Genomic DNA, 17,396 nt, shown 5'->3' with positions numbered 1-17,396 from the left:
GGAAAGCGCGTGAAGCGGCCGGATTTCATGGCATTGGCGCTGGCGGAGGCCGAGGCGGCGGCGCGGCGCGGCGAAGTGCCGGTCGGCGCCGTCATCGCCAGCGGCGGCACGGTCGTCGCCAAGGCCGGCAACCGCACCCGCGAGCTTGCCGATCCGACGGCGCATGCGGAGATTCTGGCGATCCGCCAGGCTTGCGAAAAGCTCGCCAGCGAGCGGCTTACCGGCCACGATCTCTATGTCACGCTGGAGCCTTGCGCCATGTGCGCCGGCGCCATCTCGTTCGCGCGACTGCGCCGGCTCTATTTCGGCGCCGCCGACGAGAAGGGCGGCGCGGTGGTCAACGGCGTGCGCTTCTTCACCTCCGCCACCTGCCACCACACGCCGGACATCTATCCGGGCATGGGCGAGCGCGAGGCGTCCCTCATTCTCAAGGATTTTTTCCGGGAGCGGCGCGAGCCGTAGAAATCGGCCTAGGCCAACAAGCCCTGGGCCGAAAACGTTACCACCAGTCGAACCAGCCGCCGCTCTTGCTCTTGGCGGCCGCCTCCTTCTTGAGGCGGCGTTCCTTCTTGTACTCGTCCTCGCCAAGCTCGCCCTGCGGCGCGGCATCGGAGGCGACGCGATAGGCCAGCGGCGGCTCGCTCAGATATTTGCGGGTGTTGGGGTCGCCCTGCTTGCCCTCTGCCATGCGGCGCTGGATCTCGGCGGCGCGGCCCTTGTCCGAATCCGCCGGCGTCCAGCGCGGCGGGTGGCTCGAGGCCGAATCCGCCATCGCCTTCTTCACCGCCGCCGGATCGGTCTGCACGTCGTCGACGATCTGCGACTGGTAGGCCGGATCGTCCTGGTGGGCGGTGGCGTCGGCGCGAAGTCGGGCGCGGCGCTGCTCGGGCGATTCGGGCCAATCGGCGCTCGCCGTCTCGATGCTCTCCTGCGGCGGCGGCAGGTTTCCCTTCTGCCCCGGCGCCGGCTTCACCAGATCGGGGCGCGGTTTGTAATCGATCTGTTCCTTGCGCTTCGGCGTGATCGAAAAGGCACTGGAGAGATCGTCGGCGAGCTGTGTGGCGGCCGGCTTGTCGGTGCCGTAGGTGGGCGAGCCCATGCAGCCGGACAGCGCAAGCCCCGATACGACAAGCGGCGCCAGCAGCGCGACGCGCGCATAAGTTCTCTCGGTCATGCCAAAAAGTCCCACAATAAACAGCCTCTCGATCGCCACCGGCCAGAGGCGCGGTCCCCATCGGCCAAGCACTTGCGACGGAATTCCGGCGAGAATTTGTCGTCCGGAGTTTCGCGTGTTTACCTCAACCACCCGTTAAGGGCAACGCGCGGGCGGCAATCCGCCGCCCGGCGTGGCATTTGTGCACTCATTTTGGTGATGCATGTCGTTATCCCAAAACCGCTTCACACTTTTGGGCGACATGCACTAGAGCCGCCCGAGCGCCTTGAGTTCGCGCAGTACATCGGCATCACGGGCCGAGACGTCCGGAAATTCCGGATCTTCGCCGACATCAGCAGTGTAGCGCCAGGAGCGTGCGCATTTCACCAGGCCACGGTCTTCGGCCTTCTCGACGACCACCGCGACACCCCTGACCTCGTCCAGCGTGAAGGCGCCGTCTGGCGTCTTGCCGTGGGCGATGACCAGATCGCTGGTGATCGCCATCTCGGCCATGTCGACATCCGATATCGCCGCTTCAAGCGCGGCATCGTCGATCGTGACGACCGGCACCGCCTCCAGCGACGAGCCGATGACCTTCTGGGCGCGGGCGATCTCGAGCGCGCCGGTGACGACGCGGCGCACCTGCCTGACCTTGCGCCACTTCTCCGCCAACGCCTCGTTCCTCCAATCCGCCGGGATTTGCGGGAACTGGTCGAGATGGACCGAGACGGCGTCGGGGTGACGATCGAGCCAGGCCTCCTCCATGGTGAAGGGCAGCATCGGCGACAGCCATTTGACCAGGCAGTCGAACAGATGGCGCACCACCTGCACGGCGGCCTTGCGCCGGACGCTGGAGGGCGCGTCGCAGTAGAGCGCGTCCTTGCGGATGTCGAAATAGAAGGCCGACAGCTCGACCACCATGAAGTCGACGAGCGCGCGGGTGATGCGCTTGAACTCGAAGGCGTCGTAGCCCTGGCGCACCAATTCGTCGAGCTCTGACAGCCTGTGCAGCATCAGCCGCTCCAGTTCCGGCATCTTGTCCAGCGCCACCTCCTCGCCATCGTCATGGGCAAGCGTGCCCAGCATCCAGCGGATGGTGTTCCTCAGCTTGCGGTAGGCGTCGATGTTGGTCTGCAGCACGTTCTTGCCGAGCCGCTGGTCTTCCCAGTAATCGGTCGTCACCACCCAGAGCCGCAGAATGTCGGCACCCGACTGCTTGATGACGTCCTGCGGCACCACGGTGTTGCCGAGCGACTTCGACATTTTCCGCCCCTCTTCATCCATGGTGAAACCATGGGTGACGACGGTGTCGTAGGGCGCCCTGCCCCGGGTGGCGCAGCTTTCGAGCAGCGAGGAGTGGAACCAGCCGCGATGCTGGTCGGAGCCTTCGAGATAGACGTCGGCCGGCCATTTCAGGTCCGGGCGGTCCTCCAGCGTGAAGACATGCGTTGAGCCCGAATCGAACCAGACATCGAGGATGTCCATCACCTGATGCCATTTCGCGGCATCGTGATTGCCGAGGAAGCGCTCCTTGGCGCCGGGCGCGAACCAGGCGTCGGCACCCTCGGCCTCGAAGGCCTCCATGATGCGCTGGTTGACCGCCTCGTCCTTCAGCACGTTGCCGTCCATGTCGGCGAAGACGGCGATCGGCACGCCCCAGGCGCGCTGGCGCGACAGCACCCAGTCGGGACGCTCCTCGATCATGGCGCGGATGCGGTTCTGGCCGGCGGATGGCACGAAGCGGGTGTCGTCGATCCCCTTCAGCGCGCGGCTGCGCAGCGTCGTGCCGTCGCCGAGGTCCTTGTCCATATAGACGAACCATTGCGGCGTGTTGCGGAAGATGATCGGCTTCTTGGAACGCCAGGAGTGCGGATAGGAATGCTTCAGGCGGCCGCGCGCGAACAGCGCATTGCGCTTGATCAGTTCCTCGATGACCGCCTGATTGGCGTTGCCCTTCTTGCCATTGTCGTCGATGACGCGCGCGGCTCCACCCTCGCGGTCCGGGCCGAAGCCCGGCGCGTCCTTGGTGAAGAAGCCGGCATCGTCGACCGGGAACGGGATCGCGGTGTCGACGCCGCGCTTGAGCAGTTCCGCCACAGCGTCCATCCAGGCGTCGAAGTCCTCGCGGCCGTGGCTGGGCGCGGTGTGCACAAAGCCGGTGCCGGCATCGTCGGTGACATGCTCGCCGGCGATCATCGGCACCGGGAATTGGTAGCCGTCGGCCAGCCCCCTGAACGGATGCGACAGCGTCAGGCTTGCAAGCTGTTCGGCCGAAACATCGTGCAGGCGGTTCAGGGTGACCTTGGCCTTGGCCGAGGCATCCTCGGCCAGCGCGTCGGCGAAGATCAGCTTCTCGCCGGGCTGCGGGCCGAACGCGTTCTCGGCCGCCGTCACCTCGTAAAGCCCGTAGGCGACGCGCGGCGAATAGCTGACGGCGCGGTTGCCGGGCAGCGTCCAGGGCGTCGTCGTCCAGATGACGACATGGGCCTCGATAAGGTCGAGCGAGGATTCCGACAGCACTGCCGCCTGCGCGTCCTCGGCGCCGGCGACCGGGCGGGCCAAGCTCGCCACCGGGAATTTCACCCAGATCGTGTCGCTCTCATAGTCCTGGTACTCGACCTCGGCCTCGGCAAGCGCGGTGCGCTCGACGACGCTCCACATGACCGGCTTCGAGCCGCGGTAGAGCTGGCCCGACATGGCGAATTTCAACAGCTCGCCGGCGATGCGCGCCTCAGCGTGATAAGCCATCGTTGTATAGGGATTGTCGAAATCGCCGACGACGCCGAGGCGCTGGAACTCTGAGCCCTGCACCTTGATCCAGTGCGCGGCGAAGTCGCGGCATTCCTTGCGGAACTCGTTGACCGGCACCTCGTCCTTGTTCTTGCCCTTGGCGCGGTATTGCTCCTCGATCTTCCATTCGATCGGCAGGCCGTGGCAGTCCCAGCCCGGCACGTAGTTGGCGTCGTAGCCGCGCATCTGGAAGGAGCGGTTGATGACGTCCTTGAGCACCTTGTTCAGCGCATGGCCGATATGGATGTTGCCATTGGCGTAGGGCGGGCCGTCATGCAGCACGAATTTCTCGCGCCCGGCGGCTTCCTCGCGCAGCTTGCGGTAGAGGTCCATATCCTGCCAGCGCTTGACCAGCGCCGGCTCTTTCTCAGGCAAGCCGGCGCGCATCGGGAAATCCGTCTGCGGCAAATAGAGCGTTTTGGAATAGTCGATCGTTTCAGCGGTATCGGTCATTGGTCTGCCATGTGCATTGCCCGGCGACAAACAGGCTCGGGCGTTGAACTATCATGTTCTGAAAAAAGCGCGAGGCGCGCGCGCAACAGTCCCGGCGGCTCCGGCGGCGCTCAGGCCACCCGGAACACCGGGCTCGTAATTCGTATCGCGATCGCAAACAGGCGCGAAAAGCTCGTCATGGCCGGGCTTTTAGCGGATTAGTCAGCAGGAATAAAGCGCCGAGTTCAGGCGGCTACATCGAAAAGTCGAAGCGATAGGTGGTCGAGACGCCGACCGTGAACTGGTTGCGATCGCCGCGCTCCCGGACCAGGCTGGAATCGGCGGCCGGGCCCATCAGGCGCGAATATTCGCCGAACAGGCTGGCCGTCATCGGCTCGGTGACCTTCCACGTGATCGCGCCGCCGAGGCCGGTCGACTTCAGGCCGCCTCCCGGATGGTATTCGCTGAGGCCGGAGGCCGCCGCTTCGGTGGCGTTGACGCCGTAATAGGCGTCGAAATAGCCCGACGAGGCGAAGGAAACGCGCGGCCCGCCGGAGATGCGGACCGTCGGCGTCACGTCGTAGAAGGCATCGGCCGCGATATCGGCGACGAAGCCGTCATGGGCGCGGATGCCATGCCTGAGCTCGGCGCGGGCTCGCACCCAGTCAAGCGGATAGAATTCGAAGAAGCCGCCGACCTCGCCGCCCCAGCGCACCGGGTCGAGACCCGCCAGTTCATCCTTGCTGCTGCGGGAGAACAGGAACTTGCCGGTCAGGCCGGCGCGCACGCTGCCGTCGTCGATCAGCGCCAGCGAGATGTTGTCGTTGCGCGAGGTGAAGCGCGCTTCCGGTCCCACCTTGCCGAGCGAGATGATCGGCTGGGCGCCGAGCATGTACTTCTTGCCGCCCTCGAAATTCGGCGCGATGAGGCCGGTGGCGCCGAGCGTCAGGTACCAGTCGCCCGAAATCCAGCTCCCCTCGCCCGCATGGGCCGAAGAGACGGCCATCAGGCCGGAGGCGAGAACCAGCTGAATCATCCGGACAATACGCATCGTTACCCCATACGCGAAACAGGCCGGCAGGAACACCCCGGCAGCGCAAAAGCCATGGCGCCAGTTCGGTAAAATTTGACTTAAAATCCGTAACATCGGCAGCGGCGCCGACGATGCGGCGCATGCCTGATATTGCGTGTGGGTGATCCATTAGGGCCGGTTCGCGTCAGATCTTTTCTATCGAGGAACAGGCTTTCGGAATTTCATTTCTGTCTAAGTCTATAAATTCAGTGGACTTTAATTCACGGCCGCTCCGATCGGCTGCAATCGAGGCTGTGCCTCTGTTCAAAGGATTAAAGCCCATGCGAAAATTGATTTCCGTCGCCCTTTTTGGACTTGCCCTGGCTTCCGCCCATACCGCGGCAAACGCCGCGGACGACAAGAAAGTCGTCGTCGCCTACCAGACCGGCGCCAACCCCTATAATCTTGGCATCGCCAATGGCGACCTTGCCAAGAAGACGGGCTGGAACATCGAATTCCGCCGCTTCAACTCCGGCGCCGACATCTTCGCCGCCATCGCATCCGGTGACGTCCAGATCGGCGATGTCGGATCGAGCCCGTTCTCGGCCGCCATCAGCAAGGGCATCGACGTGAAGGCGTTCTACATCTCGTCGGTCTCCCGCGACGGCGAGGCACTCGTGGTGCGACCCGAAATCAAGTCGCCGGCGGACCTGCGCGGCAAGAAGCTCGCCGCCGCACCGGTCTCGACCGATCACTACCAGCTTCTCGCCGTGCTCAAGCAGGAAGGCATTTCCGAGAAGGAAACCCAGGTCATAGCTATTCCGCAGCCCGAGATCGTCGCGGCCTGGAAGCGCGGCGACATTGACGGTGGCTTCGTCTGGGATCCGGCTCTTTCCGAGCTCAAGAAGAACGGCAAGATCCTGCTCACGGCCGGCCAGGTCGCCGATCGCGGCGCGCCGACCTTCGGCGCTCTGGTCGTCACCGGCGCGTTCGCCAAGGCCAATCCGGAGTTCCTCGGCCAGTATGTCCGGCTGATCGACGGCTATAACCAGGCTTACCTGAGCAATCCGGCCGCCTGGGGCCCGGATACCGAGAACGCGAAGCTGATCGCAAAACTGCAAGGCGGCACAGCGGCCGAGAATTCGGAGCAGTTGAAGACGACGGTCGTCCCGCCGCTCGACGAACAGGTCTCCGACAAATGGCTGGGCGGTGGCGAAAAGAGCGCGGTCGCGAAAATCCTCAAGGACACCGCGGGCTTCCTGAAGGACCAGCACAAGATCACCTCGGCCAAGGACAGCTACGCGGCCTTCGCCGATCCGCAATATGTCGAAGTGGCCAAGGCCTCGAACTAGCAGTCCCTGAAGGAACCCCGATTTGGCTGGCGCGCCAGCCAAATCGCCCGGAGGCCACCATGCTTCGAATCCGAGATGCCAGCGTCACCTTTCCGGCTTCCGATGGACAGGACGTACATGCGCTCGATCACGTCTCGCTCGATATCGCCCCCGCTTCCATCGTCGTCGCGGTCGGTGCTTCCGGGTGCGGCAAGTCGACGTTGCTGAACGCGATCGCCGGCTTCCTGCCGCTCACCGAAGGCACGATCACGCTGGACGGACGGGAAATCGCGGCGCCAGGCGGCGATCGTGGCGTCGTGTTCCAGAAGGATACTCTGCTGCCATGGGCCAGCGTGCTGGACAACGTCGCGCTCGGCCTGAAGTACCGGGGGGTTTCCCGCGCAGAACGCCACGAGCGGTCAAGGCGCCTGTTGGAACTGGTCGGCCTCGCCGATTTCGCCGAAAAGCCGCCCTACGAACTGTCGGGCGGCATGCGCCAGCGGGTCGGCATCGCGCGGGCGCTGGCCACAGATCCGAAGATCCTCTTGATGGACGAGCCGTTCGGCGCGCTCGACAGCCTGACGCGCGAGACGATGCAGCAGCTTCTGGCCTCAGTCTGGGCCAAGACGGGCAAACAGATCCTGTTCATCACCCATTCGATCGAGGAAGCCCTGACGCTCGGCACGACGATCGTTGTGATGTCGCCCCGGCCAGGTCGTATCGTCGCCCGGTTCGACGCCGACTTCGTGCGCGACTTCGCCGAAAGCGGCGACATCGGGCCGATCCAGTCCCATCCGCGCTTCATCGAACTGCGGCAGGAAATCCGCTCGCTCATCCATCAGCCGGAAGGCGCCCGCACAGGAACCTTGCAATGACGCTTGCCGCCAATTCCCCAACCACATTCCAGACTTCGACCGCCCGGCGCGCGCCGCCGGCTCGGCCACGTCGATCCGCATCGACGAACACACTCGGCATCAGCCTGGTTACGCTTGCGTCGCTGATTGCATTGTGGTTCCTCGCCGCACGCTTCGGCTGGGCGTCACCGCTGTTCCTGCCGTCGCCGGCCGAGGTCCTGGCCCAGTTCAGCGCCGTCGCGGCCGACGGCTATGCCAACGACACGCTTCTCAACCACACGCTGGCAAGCCTTGGCCGCATTGCCGCGGCTCTGGGCGCAGGAATCGTGCTGGGTGTTCCCCTTGGCCTGTTGATGGGCCTCAACCGTTGGATCAGGGGGATCTTCAGCGTTCCGATCGACCTCTACTGGGGCTTGCCGCCCCTGGCCTATCTGCCGCTGCTGATCATCTGGCTCGGCATCGGCGAAACCTCCAAGATCACGCTCCTCACGCTATCGACCTTTGCCCCGATCTGCTTTGCCGCGCAGGCCGGAGTCCGTTCAGTGCCCGTTGAGCGGGTCAATGCCGCGCTGTCCCTTGGCGCCAGCCGCCTGCAATTGTTCACCACCATTATCCTGCCATCCGCATTGCCGGAAATCCTGACCGGCCTGCGAATTGCCATCGGAGCCGGACTGTCCACCTTGGTCGCGGCCGAGTTGATCGCGGCGCAGTCGGGGCTCGGCTACATGATCATGTCCGCGGCCAACTTCCTCGCTACCGACGTGGTCTTCGTCGGCCTCATTGTCATTGCCGCCCTGGCGTTCGCCTTCACGAGCGGCATGCGCTGGCTGGAGCACCGCCTCGTCCCCTGGAAGGGCAAGCTCTGACAACTGCCCGTCAACACACCCCCTGTCACTGAAGGAACAATCCGATGTCCAGCAACATCCGCCCGCTCGATCTCTACTGGTATCTGCCGACCCATGGTGACGGCCCCTATCTCGGCACCGACGAGCGGCACCGGCCGGCAACCTTCCGCTACCTCAAGGAGATCGCCCAAGCCGCCGATCGACTTGGCTTCAAGGGCGTGCTCTTGCCTACCGGAACGCGGTGCGAGGACGCCTGGATCGTTGCAGCCGGCCTGATCCCGCTGACCGAACGGCTGAAGTTCCTCGTGGCGCTCCGGCCGGGCAGCGGGACGCCGGCCCTCTTTGCGCGCCATGCCGCCACGCTGGACAGGATTTCCGGCGGCCGGGTGCTGCTCAACGTCGTCACCGGCGCGGATCCAGCCGACCTCGCCGGTGACGGCAACAAGCTCAACCACGACGACCGCTACGCGCAGACCGACGAGTTCCTGACCATCTGGCGGCGAATCCTTTCAGGTGAACCGGCGGATTTCGAGGGCAAGTATCTTTCCGCCCACGGCACCGACATTTCCTTCCCGCCGGTTCAACAGCCCCATCCTCCACTGTGGTTCGGAGGTTCGTCCGACGCCGGCATTGCGATCGCCGCCAAGCACGTGGACACCTATCTGAGTTGGGGCGAACCGGTGGACCAGCTCGCCGAAAAGATCGGGCGGGTCAGGCAGGCCGCAGCGGCGCAAGGCCGAACGATCCGCTTCGGCCTTCGCATCCATTTGATCGTTCGCGAAACGGAGGATGAGGCCTGGGCCGCCGCAGACCGACTGATCAGCCGCGTCACCGACGACCTGATCGCCGAGGCCCAGAACGGATTCGTCAATATCTCGGAATCCGTTGGACAGAAGCGCATGTCGGCTCTGCATCAAGGCCGACGAGACCGGCTGGTTGTCGGTCCGAACCTGTGGGCCGGACCCGGGCTGGTGCGTGGGGGTGCTGGAACGGCCTTGGTCGGAAATCCCGACAACGTTGCCGCGCGCATTCGCGAGTATCAGGAGATCGGTATCGAAACCATCATCGCGTCCGCCTACCCGCATCTGGAAGAGGTTTTCAATGTCGCGGAACTGCTTTTCCCCAAGCTCGGGCTGAGCGGCGAAGCCGCACCGGCGGAACGCAGTTGGGATGTCGAGTTCGGGCGCGTGCAACCGGGGGTCGTCACGTCCGCCTCGTGACGTCTTTCAGGCGGAAACCGAGAGAAAGCCGGCTGCGCCAGACCCTCGCGTGGCTTCGGCGATTTTGACCAGAAATCCCAAATGACGGCAGTGGCGGCCAGGCGGCGACGTCGCCTGGCTCAGCTGGCGCGCGTCGCGCTCGGCAGGTCGAGCAGCCTGGCCACGGCCCTGGCGCCCTTGCCGGCAATGCGTGCCGACCCGTCGTCACCCACCTCCACCGTGGCACCGTTGGCGAAGCTCAGCGACCAGCCATCGCCCTTGGCGTTGCGGCGGCGGTCAGTGAGTTCGATGCCGCCAGCAGTGACCAAGGCAACAACCCTGTCGACATCCATCGTTGTCCTCCAGATACGCGCCCTCAATTCAGGTCGAGCCCACCGGTGAGATCGCCGAGCGGCGGTTCGCCATGCGCGGCCACTGCCCTGTCGCGAACCACGATGCCATGCAGGACCGGCAATTCGAAACGCTCGGTGATGAAGCGCAGGATCGACGTCGTGTCATAGGGCGTTTGATCGACATAGCCATGCTTGGCAAAAGGCGAAACGATGATCGCAGGGATGCGCGTGCCCGGTCCCCAGCGGTCGCCTTTGGGCGGCGCGACGTGATCCCAGATGCCGCCGTTCTCGTCATAGGCGACAACGACCAGCATATGCGGCCATTGCGGGCTCTTCTCGAGATGGCTGATGACATCGGCGATATGGCGGTCGCCGGCCTGGATGTCGGCATAGCCGGAATGCTCGTTGAGATTGCCCTGCGGCTTGTAGAAGGAGACCTGAGGCAGGGCGCCGTCGTCGATCGCCTGAATGAAGCTCACGCCAGCCAGCCCGGCGTCGCGCAGGTGTTCCCGCCTGGCCTCGGTGCCCGGCGCGTAGTTGGCGTAATAGTTGAACGGCTGGTGATGGTACTGGAAATTCGGGATCGGCGTGTGATTGCCATGGTCGAGCGTGTACTGCCAGGCGCCCGAATACCATGCCCAGCTGACCTGCTTGAGACTGAGCATATCGCCGATGGTCGGCTCCGTCTGCGGCGGCAGCGTTGTCGGCTTGGACGGGTCCGCGAGGAGCGGATCACTGCCGGGCGCCGGATCGTTGCCGCTCGGCTGGTATGGCGGCTGCATTGTGTTCACCGCGTAGAAATCCGGCGTCAGATTGCCGTCGGAGACGAATTTCGGGATACCGTCGCGCACCGATTTCGGTGAATTGTCGGCGAGCTTCAGCGCTGTGCCGCCATCGTCCGTCACCGAGATCGACGGCTTGGCCGGGTTCTTGTCGGCATCCGCGTAGTAAGGCGCGCAGGCGCAGATCAGCCACTGATGGTTGAAAAAGGAACCGCCGAAACCGCCCATGAAGAAATGGTCGGCCAGCACGTATTTTTGCGCCACCGCCCACATGTCGGTCTTGGAGGCGTCCCAGTTGCTCATCGGCATGGCGCCTGAATCGGCCCAGGCTACGAACATGTCGTTCTTGCCGCCGTTGATCTGCATCTGGTTCTGGTAGTAGCGGTGCCAGAGATCGTGCGTTGCGACGCTGAGCGGAACGTTGAACCCCTTGGGGTCGTTCACGGTGAACGGCGCGTTCGGAAGGTGCTCGGTCATCGCCTGCGTCACCGGCGGCGTGACGCCCTTGGCCGTCAGCCCGTCCCAGACAGGCGGCAGTTCGGACAGCACGGATCCGTCACGGTCACGCTGCTGCAGGCTTTCCTTGCTTGCCTGGTCGATGCCCTCGGCTCCAGGGAAGTGACCATAGAGATTGTCGAAGGCGCGGTTCTCGGCGAAGATAACGACCACCGTTTCTATCTTGGCGATGTTGGCTGGCGGATCGCCGGGCTGCGCTGCGGGCGCGGGAACCGAAGCCGCAGCGCACAGGACGAGAGTCGAGGAAAACAGGGCGAGCCCATGGGATCGCTTCATCGTCATACCTCCGTGGTGCAAATGGGATGACACCAGCTTCGCGGCATATTGGCAATAGCTGCCGCGTTGGACGGGCAACGCCATGGGGGGCGGTCCGCCAATGGCCGGGCTGTTCTACGGCTGCCCGAGAGGCTGCGCCTCGCATTCCGGCAGCCGCACAGGTTTGGCGAGTTTCGCCAGCGCCTCGGGCTTGGCGCAAGACGGAAAGCCGGCGAGCGGCATCGTTTCAATAAACCGGCTGCGCTCACTAGTGCTCAAGCCGACTTCATTGATCATGCTCTCGACGGTCAGGTCGGGGTAGTGCTTGAGAGTTTCCCTAACCGCGGCATTCGCCTCATCCATCCGACCCAGAGCCGCAAGGGAGCCGCTAAACACCACCCACCTCCAATGGTCGTAGTTGTCAGGTGTCATGCGCTCCAGCATCTTCAACGCGTCCTCATACCGGCCGGCCATAAAATAGGCAGGGCCGAAGAAGTTGGACGTCCACATCGGATAGTTCGGGTCGAGCCGCATTACCTGGTCGACCATCTGAGCGCCGCGTTCGGGTTCACCGAAGCGTGCCGCATAGCCGGTATAGAATGTCAGGATTTCGGACGAACCGGGAGCGAGACGAAGAGCCGTATCCAGTTCGGCCTTGGCGCGGGCGTTGTCGCCCTTGTGGCTGAGACTCATCCCAAACACGGCGTGTGCCTCAGCGTCGCCTGGATCGAGCCGCACCGCGTGTTCGGCCACATCGGCAGCCGCCTTGATCTCGCTCTCGGGATTGATACCGAAGCCAGCCAATATACCGTGAGCATGGTAGAGTTCTACCCAGGCGCGAGCCAGGCCGGGGTCCAGCTCAATGGCGCGGTTGAGAAGCGCGATTGCCTCCTGCTCATCGGCTACGGTGATCTTTTCAATCTTCTCGGTCCCGAGCAGATAATAGTCATAAGCATTCAGGTTTTCAGGTCGTTTGCGTTTGGCCGCGGCCCGCCCGGCCGTTTGAATCAACCCTACGCCGCCGCCCAGACGGTTGGAGACTTGCTCTGCGATCTCGGTCTGGACGGCGAACACGTCCTCAGCGGGCCGGTCCCAACGATCCGACCAAAGGTGATTTCCGGTTTGTGCATCGATCAACTGCGCGGTGACCCGCACCCGCTCATCTTGCCGCTGGATGGAGCCTTCCAGTACGAAACCGACATGGAGCGCATGTGCGACCTGGCGGGCATCCACCGGCTTGCCCTTGTAAACTTCCGTCGAATTCCGGGCCACGACGTCAAGTTCGGGAAACCGCGCAAGGTCGGTGATGATGTCCTCAGTCAAGCCATCGGCCAAACGCCCGCTGGCCTCGTCGCCATAATTATTGAAAGGCAGCACCGCGACCGACGGCTTGGCCCCTAGTGACGTGGGCTGAAAGAACCACCAGGTCCCCCCAGCCACCAGAGCCAGCACCACGATCGCCGCCGCAGCCGTCCTGGCCCAGTGCGGCATCGCCTGGCGTAAGGTCCGGTGCACCCGCTTGCCATCGAGCCTCACCCGGTACATCCGCACCGGGCGGTTGATATTCTTGACCTGCTGCTCGCCGACGAAATCGAGTGGCCAATCAAGCTTGCCCTGCAAATGGTCGTAGGCCGTACCTGACACCATCACCCCGCCCGGATCGGCCAGTTGCTCTATGCGAGCTGCGACGTTGACGCCGTCGCCATACACATCGCCATCCACCAGCGCTACATCGCCAAGATTGATCCCGATGCGGAACACAATCCGCTCATGCTCCGGCAATCCGCCATTGCGAACGGCCACAGCTTTCTGAATTTCGGCTGCGCAGATCACCGCATCGACCACGCTGTCGAAGACGACAAGTGCGCCATCTCCCAACAGCTTGACAATTCGACCCTGATGCAGAGCGATCGCTGTATCGGTTACGTCGGCCCGGATAGCTCTCAGGCGCCCGATGGTGCCAGCTTCGTCAATCTCGGTCGCCTTTGAATAGCCGACCATATCCAATGCAAGGATCGCCAGCAGTTTCCGGTTCAATGGAGGGACATTCATCATCCTGCCCCGGACCCAAACTGGCTAAAATGGTACACCTAACCCAGCACGCTGACGAGAGGCCCGCCCCGCCAGGCCAGGAACAGGCCGAGCATCCCGCAGGCTGTTGACCGGCCAGCCCATGTTGCCGGCGGCATCCGGGATCTATCTGGCGTTTGGAGCGGCAATCGCTTAGATGCTTGAATGCGCATGAACCCATAAGGTGGCGTGATAAGTGCGACGTAACGACCTTGGCGATCTCAACGTTTTCCTCGCGGTGGCCGAGGAACGCAGCTTCACGCGTGCCGCAGCCAGGCTAGGCCAGTCCCAATCATCGCTGAGCCAAACGGTGCGCCGGCTCGAGGAGCGGCTCGGGATGAGGTTGCTGACCCGCACGACGCGCAGCGTCGCTCCGACACAGGCGGGTGCGCAACTCATCGAAACCCTGAAGCCGGCGCTTGCCGATGTCGAGGCGCGGCTGGCAACCTTGAGCGAGCTCCGGGACACGCCAAGCGGCCTCGTTCGGGTGACCGCCGAACTCCATGCAGCCCAGACCGTGCTGTGGCCGGCAGTCTCGCGAATGATGTACGCCTACCCTGACGTGCAGGTGGAAATCTCGGTCGATGCCTCCTTCACCGATATCGTTGCCGATCAGTTTGATGCCGGTATTCGGATGGGTGAGCAGGTCGCCAAGGACATGATTGCGGTTCGCATCGGACCCGATCTGCGCATGGTTGTTGTCGGATCTCCGTCGTACCTCGCCAAGCACGGAACACCTCACACCCCCCATGACCTGATTCAGCACCGCTGCATGAACTTGCGTCTCCCGACAGCCGGCGGTCTCTACGCCTGGGAGTTCCAGAAGGATGGCCGCGAGCTGCACGTCCGTGTCGAGGGACCGCTCATTCTGAACGACGAGCGTCTTGCCATCACCGCCGCGCTTGCGGGGCATGGTCTCGCAATGGTCACAGAGGACAGCACCGCGCAAGCTGTTGCCGACGGGGCATTGATACGCGTGCTCGATGATTGGTGCCGGACCTTCCAGGGATATCATCTCTATTACCCGGACCGTCGGCATCCCTCCCCGGCCTTCGCTGCTCTGCTCAAGGAGTTGCGGCACCAATTGGCATCGGGCGGGCGAACAACGGCAGCGAGAAGCTCCAGGCGCTGACCGGTTCCTTCTCGTGATGCGACGCGGCCCGGCCATGCCGGATCCCGGCATGGTTGCGCTTGGTTCCCGTCTCCAGACTACTGTTTCGGCGGAGTGTCGGCCCCGACGACGTGCTCCTCTTCCTTGGGAAGACGGGCTCCGTGAATTTCCACGCTGGCGATATCGCTATTGATCTCCTGCAATTCGGCGGCCGAGAACGTTATCGACGCAGCACCCACGTTCTGTTCCATATGGGCAATCTTTGTCGTCCCCGGGATCGGAACGATCCAGGGCCTCTGCGCAAGCAGCCATGCAAGTGCGATCTGCGCGGGCGCAGCCTCCTTGCGGTGCGCCCATTTCACCACCACGGCGTAAAGGGCCATGTTCGATTTGAGGTTTTCCGGTTCGAAACGGGGAACAAGAGCACGGAAATCGAATGAGCCGGCACCGGGCTGAAGGTCGAAGGAAGCGCCGCTTCCAAACCGGCTATCGGCATTCATCTTTCCAGAAAGAAAGCCCATTCCGAGGGGGCTCCAGCAGACGAAACCGATACCCAGTTCCTCGCATAGCGGAAGCACCTCCGCCTCCGCTCCTCGCCACAGCATCGAGTATTCGTTCTGGATGGCTGCGAGAGGCTGCTCTGCATGGGCGCGGCGGATGGTCTGGATTCCCGGCTCGGAAAGACCCCAGTTGAGGACTTTCCCTTCCGCCATCAAGTCCTTGACCACACCGGCGACGTCCTCGATGGGGACGGTTGGATCGACGCGATGCTGATACAAGAGATCGATGCGGTCCGTTCGCAGTCGCTTCAGGCAGCCTTCGACCGCCCGGCGGATGTGCTCCGGCCGGCTGTTCATGCCGCGCTCGCCCATCTTGCCTGTGTCGGGATCGATATCGCCGCCGAATTTCGTCTCCAGTGCCACCTGATCACGAACAGCCTGGAGCGCCTCGCCGACAATGTCCTCGGAAATGAAAGGCCCGTACATCTCGGCGGTATCGATAAGCGTCACCCCTCGATCCACTGCGCTGCGAATGAGGCGGATCGCTTCGCCGCGGTCGAGCGTGCTGGTGTAAAAGTCGGAAACGGTGCCCTTCTTTGGCCCAGGCAACCATTGGCAGCCAAGCCCGACCGGCGAGACTTCGAGGGAGCCCAGCCTCCTGCGGCCGGCGGCGGGAGCGGAACCCGATTGCGCTGCGGCTGTGGCCGTCCGCGCCGTGGCTGGCAGGCTCGGCATCATTGATGCCAATCCCAATGCGCCGCCCGCTAGTAGAATATCGCGACGCTTCACGCGAGGAGATTGTGGGATAGCAGTGCTGCTGTCGGTAGACATGACAGATCTCCGTTCGTATCGAAGTTGGGGCGACCCGCCTCAGGCGGGTGACTTCAAATGCGTCGAATAGAAATCCGCGAACTTCGCCACGGCCCTGTCGACATATTCGGGCTTGTCATAGAGGTCGAAATGCGACGCTCCCTCGAAAACCAGCAGGTCTTTCTGGGCTGAGCCGACGCGTTCGTAGACTTCGTGCCCGTCCCGGTTGGAACCGAAAGCGCCTGGCTCGCTGCCGACGATGACCTGCAGCGGCTGGGTGAGAAGCATGTCGGCCAGATAGAAGGCATCGAACGCCAACACGGCGTCCATTCCCACGAAGCGGGATTTGTTTTGCCAGTTCGGATGCTGACCGCGGGGCGTACGGTAGTAGTCGTAAGCTTGGCGAAGATCGATGTCGCCGGATTCTTTGTATTCATCAGGGATCCACGGCAAGATCATCGGCTCGGCTCCACGAGCCTCGGCCGTGCGCTGCTCGGCAATTGTGCCAAGGGTCGCAATCGTCGCTTCCCTGCCGGCAGCCCTCATTTCTCTCCCGCCGTTGACGGGGACTGAGAGGCCGACGGCCTTGATGCGCCGCTCGGTCATCGCTGCACTGGCAGCGTAGCCGCCACCCGCACAGATACCGAGAACACCGATGCGTTTTTCATCGACGTAGGGAAGGCTTACAAGGTGATCGACCGCACCACGGACATCTTCCACGCGTGCTATCGGGTCTTCCTTGTACCGGGGCTCCCCACCGCTTTCGCCCTGGAATGACGCGTCGAAAGCGATTGTCACAAACCCTCTCTGCGCCATCTTTTTCGCATAAATGCCTGCGGTCTGTTCCTTTGCCCCGCCGGCGGGCGCAACAGTGATGATGGCCGCATATTTCCTGCTCGCGTCAAAGCCACCCGGATAATGGATGTTTCCAGCGACTTTGATGCCGTTGTTGTTGATGAACGACGTGTTTTGCATGGCTGCTGCGCTTCCCGCATTGTGTTGATGGCCTGCATCGGCGCCGGCCTCGGACGTTTCCGCCGCTGCCGGGAGGTCCGGCATCAATGACGCCAGCCCGAGAGCCGTCGCCGACAGGAAAGCGGCGCGGCGGGTCATGTTGAGGGAACCTGACGTATCCCCATTGCGATCACTGTCGGCTGGCATGATGGATGCTCCAAGTAAGGCGGCCGGCTTTATCCAACCACCGTCTTTGAAGCTTCTATCGCCCCACATGCTCAGCGATTAGGTGCTTAATTGTGCTTGTGCCTATAAGCAGGCGTAATGAATTGCTTGGGTTTGGCCATGTCACCTGAACAGACTCCAGCCCGTGATGCCGAGTCCGGACCTCCGCTTTTCGGGCGTCTCCCGGAAGGATTTTCCGCGCGA

The 17,396-nt window shown here is 63.3% G+C and carries 14 protein-coding genes; 6 read left to right on the top strand and 8 right to left on the bottom strand.

Features of this window, described 5'->3' with window-relative positions; all coding sequences use genetic code 11:
- Window positions 1-9 precede the first annotated feature (9 nt).
- Window positions 10-462, top strand: a complete 453-nt coding sequence (locus PU724_RS21275) for a nucleoside deaminase (protein WP_354423358.1) — start codon at window positions 10-12, stop codon at window positions 460-462.
- A 37-nt stretch (window positions 463-499) separates the two neighbouring features.
- Here the strand turns inward: PU724_RS21275 and PU724_RS21270 are convergent, their stop codons facing one another.
- The 3 genes from PU724_RS21270 to PU724_RS21260 form a co-directional block, all read right to left on the bottom strand.
- Window positions 500-1,174: a hypothetical protein gene (locus PU724_RS21270; protein WP_127286669.1), complete on the bottom strand. Its 675-nt coding sequence runs from the start codon at window positions 1,172-1,174 to the stop codon at window positions 500-502.
- A gap of 246 nt (window positions 1,175-1,420) precedes the next feature.
- Window positions 1,421-4,396: an isoleucine--tRNA ligase gene (gene ileS, locus PU724_RS21265; protein WP_354423361.1), complete on the bottom strand. Its 2,976-nt coding sequence runs from the start codon at window positions 4,394-4,396 to the stop codon at window positions 1,421-1,423.
- Between the two features lie 232 nt (window positions 4,397-4,628).
- Window positions 4,629-5,426: a MipA/OmpV family protein gene (locus PU724_RS21260; RefSeq protein WP_292350474.1), complete on the bottom strand. Its 798-nt coding sequence runs from the start codon at window positions 5,424-5,426 to the stop codon at window positions 4,629-4,631.
- A 302-nt stretch (window positions 5,427-5,728) separates the two neighbouring features.
- On the opposite strand from PU724_RS21260, the gene tauA reads away from it, so the two are divergent.
- From tauA to ssuD, 4 genes are read left to right on the top strand one after another with little or no spacing between them, the layout of a single operon-like run.
- Window positions 5,729-6,739, top strand: a complete 1,011-nt coding sequence (gene tauA / locus PU724_RS21255) for a taurine ABC transporter substrate-binding protein (protein WP_354423363.1) — start codon at window positions 5,729-5,731, stop codon at window positions 6,737-6,739.
- Between the two features lie 59 nt (window positions 6,740-6,798).
- The gene (locus PU724_RS21250; RefSeq protein WP_354423365.1) at window positions 6,799-7,593 is read left to right on the top strand and encodes a taurine ABC transporter ATP-binding protein; all 795 of its coding nucleotides are present in this window, start codon (window positions 6,799-6,801) and stop codon (window positions 7,591-7,593) included.
- Window positions 7,590-8,438, top strand: coding sequence for an ABC transporter permease subunit (locus tag PU724_RS21245; protein WP_292168898.1), 849 nt, complete (start codon window positions 7,590-7,592; stop codon window positions 8,436-8,438). Before PU724_RS21250 ends, PU724_RS21245 begins: the two co-directional genes overlap by 4 nt.
- Window positions 8,439-8,482: 44 nt before the next feature.
- On the top strand, window positions 8,483-9,637 hold the full coding sequence (gene ssuD, locus PU724_RS21240) for an FMNH2-dependent alkanesulfonate monooxygenase (protein WP_320321676.1): 1,155 nt from the start codon (window positions 8,483-8,485) through the stop codon (window positions 9,635-9,637).
- A 119-nt stretch (window positions 9,638-9,756) separates the two neighbouring features.
- On the opposite strand, the gene PU724_RS21235 is transcribed toward ssuD, so the two are convergent.
- The 3 genes from PU724_RS21235 to PU724_RS21225 form a co-directional block, all read right to left on the bottom strand.
- Entirely contained in the window at window positions 9,757-9,969 is a 213-nt protein-coding gene (locus PU724_RS21235; protein ID WP_320321677.1) for a hypothetical protein, read from the bottom strand.
- Between the two features lie 23 nt (window positions 9,970-9,992).
- On the bottom strand, window positions 9,993-11,543 hold the full coding sequence (locus tag PU724_RS21230) for an acid phosphatase (protein WP_292168900.1): 1,551 nt from the start codon (window positions 11,541-11,543) through the stop codon (window positions 9,993-9,995).
- Window positions 11,544-11,657: 114 nt separating this feature from the next.
- Window positions 11,658-13,574, bottom strand: coding sequence for an adenylate/guanylate cyclase domain-containing protein (locus PU724_RS21225; RefSeq protein ID WP_354423619.1), 1,917 nt, complete (start codon window positions 13,572-13,574; stop codon window positions 11,658-11,660).
- 214 nt (window positions 13,575-13,788) lie between these two features.
- On the opposite strand from PU724_RS21225, the gene PU724_RS21220 reads away from it, so the two are divergent.
- Entirely contained in the window at window positions 13,789-14,724 is a 936-nt protein-coding gene (locus PU724_RS21220; protein ID WP_354423368.1) for a LysR family transcriptional regulator, read from the top strand.
- A 77-nt stretch (window positions 14,725-14,801) separates the two neighbouring features.
- On the opposite strand, the gene PU724_RS21215 is transcribed toward PU724_RS21220, so the two are convergent.
- Both PU724_RS21215 and PU724_RS21210 read right to left on the bottom strand, forming a co-directional pair.
- The gene (locus tag PU724_RS21215; RefSeq protein ID WP_354423370.1) at window positions 14,802-16,034 is read right to left on the bottom strand and encodes an aldo/keto reductase; all 1,233 of its coding nucleotides are present in this window, start codon (window positions 16,032-16,034) and stop codon (window positions 14,802-14,804) included.
- Window positions 16,035-16,073: 39 nt separating this feature from the next.
- A complete protein-coding gene (locus PU724_RS21210) occupies window positions 16,074-16,988 on the bottom strand; it encodes an alpha/beta hydrolase (RefSeq protein ID WP_127309926.1) in 915 nt (304 codons plus the stop codon).
- Between the last annotated feature and the right edge of the window lie 408 nt (window positions 16,989-17,396).

Origin of the sequence: Mesorhizobium abyssinicae (assembly GCF_049887195.1) — a bacterium.
Taxonomy (GTDB): domain Bacteria; phylum Pseudomonadota; class Alphaproteobacteria; order Rhizobiales; family Rhizobiaceae; genus Mesorhizobium; species Mesorhizobium abyssinicae.
This window is presented reverse-complemented; position numbering and strand designations above follow the sequence as displayed.